6 protein-coding genes are annotated in these 6,172 nt (G+C 67.6%); 5 read left to right on the top strand and 1 reads right to left on the bottom strand.

Annotation, left to right across the window (positions count from 1 at the left end; translation table 11 throughout):
• From QZ994_RS18115 to QZ994_RS18095, 5 genes are all read left to right on the top strand, one after another.
• A partial coding sequence (locus QZ994_RS18115; RefSeq protein WP_290876929.1) for an SAM-dependent methyltransferase occupies positions 1 to 535 on the top strand: 535 nt, incomplete at its 5' end.
• A gap of 144 nt (positions 536 to 679) precedes the next feature.
• A complete protein-coding gene (locus QZ994_RS18110) occupies positions 680 to 1,471 on the top strand; it encodes a carbonic anhydrase (RefSeq protein ID WP_290876925.1) in 792 nt (263 codons plus the stop codon).
• Positions 1,472 to 1,537: 66 nt separating this feature from the next.
• Complete coding sequence (lpxC, locus tag QZ994_RS18105; RefSeq protein WP_290876922.1) at positions 1,538 to 2,473, top strand: UDP-3-O-acyl-N-acetylglucosamine deacetylase; 936 nt, start codon at positions 1,538 to 1,540, stop codon at positions 2,471 to 2,473.
• A gap of 25 nt (positions 2,474 to 2,498) precedes the next feature.
• Positions 2,499 to 2,684 (top strand): hypothetical protein, encoded by a 186-nt coding sequence (locus QZ994_RS18100; protein ID WP_290876919.1) that lies wholly within the window; start codon positions 2,499 to 2,501, stop codon positions 2,682 to 2,684.
• Positions 2,685 to 2,833: 149 nt separating this feature from the next.
• Positions 2,834 to 4,750, top strand: a complete 1,917-nt coding sequence (locus tag QZ994_RS18095; protein WP_290876916.1) for a propionate--CoA ligase — start codon at positions 2,834 to 2,836, stop codon at positions 4,748 to 4,750.
• 10 nt (positions 4,751 to 4,760) lie between these two features.
• On the opposite strand, the gene QZ994_RS18090 is transcribed toward QZ994_RS18095, so the two are convergent.
• A complete protein-coding gene (locus tag QZ994_RS18090; RefSeq protein WP_290876913.1) occupies positions 4,761 to 6,011 on the bottom strand; it encodes a polyhydroxyalkanoate depolymerase in 1,251 nt (416 codons plus the stop codon).
• Positions 6,012 to 6,172 lie beyond the last annotated feature (161 nt).

Raw genomic sequence — 6,172 nt, 5'->3', positions numbered from 1 at the left:
GCGCCCGCCCACCGAGCACCCCGACAGCGCGTTCGCGCCCGGCACCGTCACCGAGACCCACGGCCAGGCCGAGGCCTTTGTGGCCACGCTGGCCCAGCGCATGACCCGTGGCGCCGCCTTCTTCATGGACTATGGCTTCCCCGAGGCCGAGTACTACCTGCCCCAGCGCCACGGCGGCACGCTGATGTGCCACCACCTGCACACCGCCGACCCCGACCCGCTGCAGGGCGTCGGCGCCAAGGACATCACCGCCCACGTCAACTTCACCGGCATCGCCCTGGCCGGCCAGGAGACCGGCTGGGAGGTGCTGGGCTACACCAGCCAGGGCCGCTTCCTGGCGAACTGCGGGCTGGGCGAGGCGTTTTCGGCCATCGGCCAGTCCAGCACCGCCGAGGAGCTGAAGGCCCGCCAGGCCCTGCAGATGCTGGTGGCCGAACACGAGATGGGCGAACTCTTCAAGGTGATCGGCTTCGTGAAGGGCGACTGGTTCGACGCCATCGGCTTTTTGCATGGCGACCGCAGCCACACTCTGTAATCCAGCATTACAAAACAGCAGGCCAGCTTTACGCTGCTTCACGCAGGCGAGACGGGGCGACAAACACAATGGCAGCTCCCCGAACGGGCATCCGGCCCGGCCGGGTTGTCATCCACCCTCGGACCATTGAGCCACCTCGACACCATGCGCCCCACCCGCATCTTCGCCCTGCTGCTGAGCACCCTCACCCTGGCTGGCGCCAGCGCCTTTGCCGCCCAGGCTGAACCCGCCCCCCAGGCACCACACGCCCCGCACGTCCATTGGGGCTACAGCGGCGCCCACGGCCCGGCCCATTGGGCAGCGGTCGACGAAGGCTTCTCCGCCTGCAGCGCCGGTCATGAGCAGTCGCCCATCAACATCTCGACGCAGGCCCTGCCCCACGCCGGCCTGGGCGACATCCGGTTCGACTACCAGACCTCGCCGCTGAACATCGTCGACAACGGCCACACCATCCAGGTGAACTACGCACCGGGCAGCCACATCGAGGTCGGCGGCCACCGCTACGAGCTGGTGCAGTTCCACTTCCACAAGCCCAGCGAAGAACGCGTGAACGGCAAGGCCTACGCCATGGTGGCCCACCTGGTCCACAAGGACGCCGAAGGCCACCTGGCCGTGGTGGCGGTGCTGCTGGACAAGGGCCAGGCCAAGCCCCTGCTGCAGGCCATTTTCGACAACCTGCCCCAGCACCAGGGTGAACCCACCGCCGTGCCCGGCGTGGCCATCGACCTCAACGCCCTGCTGCCCGAGCACAAGGGCTACTACCACTTTGCAGGCTCGCTCACCACGCCGCCCTGCTCGGAAGGCGTGAACTGGTTCGTGCTCAAGGAGCCGGCCCAGGCCTCGGCCGCCCAGATCGCCCGGTTCGGGCGCGCCTACGCCCACAACGCGCGGCCGGTTCAGCCGCTCAACGGGCGCACGGTCGAAGTCAGCGAGTGATCCCGCCTATCGCGGCGATCACCCTTCTTCACCACCGTTTTGCTGCACTGCCGCGATAATGCGGGCATGCTGCAACAACGCACCCTGAAATCCATGACCCGCGCCGTGGGCGTGGGCCTGCACAGCGGCCAGCGCGTCGAGCTGACGCTGCGCCCGGCCCCGGTCAACACCGGCATCGTCTTCCGCCGGGTCGACCTGGCCCAGCCGGTCGACATCCCGGTGAACACCACCTCGGTGTGCGACTGCCGCATGGCCACCACCATCTCGCCGGGGGGAGATCCGGGTGCGGCCAAGGTCAACACCATCGAGCACCTGATGTCCGCCTGCGCCGGCCTGGGTCTCGACAACGTGATCATCGACATCACGGCCGAAGAAGTGCCCATCCTCGATGGCTCTTCGGCCGCCTTCGTCTACCTGCTGCAAAGCGCCGGCATCGAACTGCAAAAGGCACCGAAGAAGTTCGTGCGCGTGCTCAAGCCTGTGGAAGTGCGCGATGGCGAAGGCCGCACGCTCAAGTGGGCGCGCCTGGAGCCCCATCACGGCTACAAGCTGGCCTTCGAGATCGACTTCGACCACCCCGCCGTCGACCAGACCGGCCAGCGCGTCGAGTTCGACTTCGCCTCCGGGCAGTACAAGCGCGACATCGCCCGTGCCCGCACCTTCGGCTTTGCCAAGGATTTCGAGGTGATGCGATCGCGCGGCCTGGGCCTGGGCGGCAGCATGGACAACGCCATCGTGGTTGACGACCGCCGTGTGCTCAACAGCGATGGCCTGCGCTACGACGACGAGTTCGTCAAGCACAAGATCCTCGACGCCATCGGCGACCTCTACGTGGTGGGCCACCCCCTGCTGGCCTCGTACACGGCCTACAAGTCGGGCCACGCCATGAACAACCTGCTGCTGCGCGCCCTGCTCGAACAGAAGGACGCCTGGGAGATCGTCAGCTTCGACGACGAGGCCAAGGCCCCGCGCGGCCTGGCCGAACTGGCCCCGGCCTGGTGAGCGCCCCAAGCGCGGGCCACACACCATGATCCTGTTCCGCACCGCCGCCATGCTGCTGGGCATCGGCTTCCTCGTGTGCATGGCAGTCCACACGCTCACGGGCCAGGCCGTCTGGCGGCAACGCGCCATGCAACTGCTCAAATGGGGCGTGGTGCTGGGGCTGTGCTTCTTCGGCCTGCTGATCCTGAGGCGGGCCGCGGTCTTCATCTGAAGCCTGGGCATCGGCCATTCGGATCAGTCGCTTGACCAAGGTCAACATGAATTCCCGACGTGGGATACCCCCCATGACATGGGGGACAATTTCTGAATAGCATGGGTCCACAACAACGCCCCTCATGAGGGCGCAAGGGACCTTTGCTCATGGACTACGCCGCGCTGTACCGCCGCTCCCTGGACGACCGCGACGCCTTCTGGCGCGAACAGGCCGCCCGCATCGATTGGCACCGCACCTTTGGCCAGGTCTGCGACACCCGCAACCCGCCCTTCGCCCGCTGGTTTCCCGGCGGCATGACCAACCTGTGCCACAACGCGGTCGACCGCCACGTGCACGAGCGGCCCGACCAGCCCGCCCTGATCCACGTCTCCACCGAAACCGGGCAGGAGAGCACGCTGAGCTTCGGCCAGCTTTTTGTGGAGGTGCAGCGCATGGCCGCCATCCTCCAGCAGCTGGGCGTGGGCAAGGGCGACCGGGTGCTGCTCTACATGCCCATGATCCCCGAGGCCGTGATCGCCATGCTGGCCACGGTGCGCCTGGGTGCCATCCACTCGGTGGTGTTCGGGGGCTTTGCCAGCCACGCCCTGGCCAGCCGCATCGACGACGCCCGCCCCACCGTCGTCGTCACGGCAGACGCCGGCTCGCGCGGCGGCAAGGTCATCGCCTACAAGCCCCTGCTGGACGACGCCCTCGACCAATGCCGTCACCGCGTGCCCCACGTGCTGCTGGTGAACCGGGGGCTGGCCTCGGCCAGCATGGTCAAGCCGCGTGACGTCGATTACAAGGCCGCACGCCGCGACGTGCTCGATGCCACCGTGCCCTGCACCTGGGTCGAGGCCACCCACCCCAGCTACACGCTCTACACCAGCGGCACCACGGGCAAGCCCAAAGGCGTGCAGCGCGACACCGGCGGCTACGCCGTGGCCCTGGCCACCTCCATGGACCAGGTTTTCTGCGGCAAGCCCGGTGAGGTGTTTTTCTGCACCTCCGACATCGGCTGGGTGGTGGGCCACAGCTACATCGTCTACGGGCCGCTGCTGACCGGCATGAGCACCATCATCTACGAGGGTCTGCCCACCCGGCCCGATGCCGCCATCTGGTGGCAGCTGGTGGAGAAGCACAAGGTCAGCGTGATGTTCTCGGCCCCCACGGCAATCCGGGTGCTGAAGAAGCAGGATCCCGAATGCCTGAAGCGGCACGACCTCTCCAGCCTCAAGCACCTCTTCCTGGCCGGTGAGCCCCTGGACGAGCCCACGGCCGCCTGGATCGGAGAGGCCATCGGCAAACCCATCGTCGACAACTACTGGCAGACCGAAACGGGCTGGCCCATCCTGAGCCTGGCCCGCGGCGTGGACCCGACGCTCAAAACCCGGCTGGGCTCCCCCGGCATCCCCATGCCCGGCTACGACGTCAAGCTGCTCGACGACCTCACGGGCGAGCCCCTGACCGCGCCCAACCAGAAGGGTGTGCTGACCATCGGCTACCCGCTGCCGCCCGGCTGCCTGCAAACCATCTGGGGCGACGATGCCCGCTATGTGCAAACCTATTGGCGCAGCTTCCCGCAACTGCCGCCCGAGCGCGCCGTCTACAACACCTTCGACTGGGGCCTGAAGGACGCCGATGGCTACCACTTCATCCTCGGGCGCACCGACGACGTGATCAACGTGGCCGGCCACCGCCTGGGCACGCGCGAGATCGAAGAGGCCGTCAGCAGCCATGCCGGCGTGGCCGAGGTGGCCGTGGTGGGCGTGGCCGATGCGCTCAAGGGCCAGGTGGCACGCGCCTTCGTGGTGGCCCGCGATGCGCAGCGCACCAGCACGCAGGCCGGTCGTCAGGCCCTGGAGGCCGAGATCATGAAAACGGTCGATGGCCTGCTGGGCGCCCTGGCCCGCCCGGCCCGGGTCGACTTCGTCGGCGCCCTGCCCAAGACGCGCTCGGGCAAGTTGCTGCGCCGCGCCATCCAGGCCGTGTGCGAGGGCCGCGCCACGGGCGACCTCACCACCATCGACGACCCGGCCGCCATCCAGCAGCTGGAGGAAGCGGTGAAGGAGCCTCGGGGCTGAGCCGGTCAGGTCAGATGGCGGTCTGGTGGACCATGTCCCGCACGCGCGGGTAGATCTCGTTCTGCCAGCGGCGGCCGCTGAACACGCCGTAGTGGCCCACGCCGGTCTGCACGTGCTGGGTGCGCCAGTAGGGGCGCACGGCGGTGCAGAGGTCTTGCGCGGCCACGGTCTGGCCGATGGAGCAGATGTCGTCGCGCTCGCCCTCCACCGTCATCAGCGCGGTGCGGCGGATGGCGCTGGGGTCCACCACTTCGCCACCGTGGGTCAGCACGCCGCGGGGCAGGTCGTAGGTCTGGAAGACCTTGCCGACCGTCTCCAGGTAGAACTCGGCGGGCAGGTCGGCCACGGCGAAATACTCTTCGTAGAAGGCCTGGGTGTGCGCGGCCTTCTCGTGTTCGCCCGCGGCAATGTGGGCGTACATGTCCTCGAAGGCCTTGATGTGCCGATCGCGGTTCATGCCCATGAAGGCGGTGAGCTGCACGAAGCCCGGGTAGACCTTGCGGCCGGCGCCGCGCTGCGTCCAGGGCACCTTGTGGATCATGTTTTCTTCGAACCAGCTCATGGGCTTGCTGGTGGCCAGCTCGTTGACCGAGGTCGGGTTGACGCGGCAGTCGATGGGGCCCGCCATGAGCGTGAGGCTGCGCGGCTGCGCGGGGTGGCCATCCTGTGCCATCAGCGAGGTGGCGGCCAGCGCGGCCACGCAAGGCTGGCAGATGGCCATCATGTGCGAGCCCGGGCCCATCTTGTCGAGGAAGCGGATCAGGTGGCTGGTGTAGTCGTCCAGGCCGAAGCGGCCGTGCTTGAGCGGCACATCGCGGGCGTTGTGCCAGTCGGTGATGAAGACGTCGTGGTCCTGCAGCAAGGTGCGCACGGTGTCTCGCAACAAGGTGGCGAAGTGGCCCGACATGGGCGCCACCAGCAGCACGCGGGGCTGTTCGGGGCCGCCGTCCTTCTTGAAGCGCAGCAGGGTGCCGAAGGGCGTGGTCATCACGGCCTCTTCGGTGATGGTGTACGTCTTGCCCTGGGACACGACCGAGGGGATGTCGAAAGGCGGGCGATGGTGCGTGAGGCGCATGCGCGAGAAGACATCGGCCGCCGCGGCCAGGCTGCGCACGAAGGCACCGCCGGCCGCCAGTTCTTCATGGCTGGCCACCGAGGGGCCTGCCGGCAGGGCCTTGTGCAGCCAGGTCGAGAAGCTCTGGGCTGCATCGCGCCAGGGTTCCATCAACATGTGTTGGGCCTGGTAGGTGGAGTAAAGCATGTGAGGGTCTCGGATTGGCGGCGTTACATGACTGTCAGCAATGCCTGTGCCAAGCACCATTCCCTTTTGGTGGGGCAGAGGTGGCATAGGCCTTGCTCACTTCGGGGGGGACAAGGCATCCAACCACCTACCGGATCCGATATGGCCACTCTCGCCAAAGC

It is taken from the genome of Aquabacterium sp. (assembly GCF_021768455.1).
In the GTDB taxonomy this organism is placed as follows: domain Bacteria; phylum Pseudomonadota; class Gammaproteobacteria; order Burkholderiales; family Burkholderiaceae_C; genus Aquabacterium.
This window is presented reverse-complemented; position numbering and strand designations above follow the sequence as displayed.

Excerpts from the sequence above, each read along its gene's own strand:
- QZ994_RS18110 (WP_290876925.1), top strand. The coding sequence starts at position 680 with ATGCGCCCCACCCGCATCTTCGCCCTGCTGCTGAGCACCCTCACCCTG.
- lpxC (WP_290876922.1), top strand. The coding sequence starts at position 1,538 with ATGCTGCAACAACGCACCCTGAAATCCATGACCCGCGCCGTGGGCGTG.
- QZ994_RS18090 (WP_290876913.1), bottom strand. The coding sequence starts at position 6,011 with ATGCTTTACTCCACCTACCAGGCCCAACACATGTTGATGGAACCCTGG.
- QZ994_RS18100 (WP_290876919.1), top strand. The coding sequence starts at position 2,499 with ATGATCCTGTTCCGCACCGCCGCCATGCTGCTGGGCATCGGCTTCCTC.
- QZ994_RS18095 (WP_290876916.1), top strand. The coding sequence starts at position 2,834 with ATGGACTACGCCGCGCTGTACCGCCGCTCCCTGGACGACCGCGACGCC.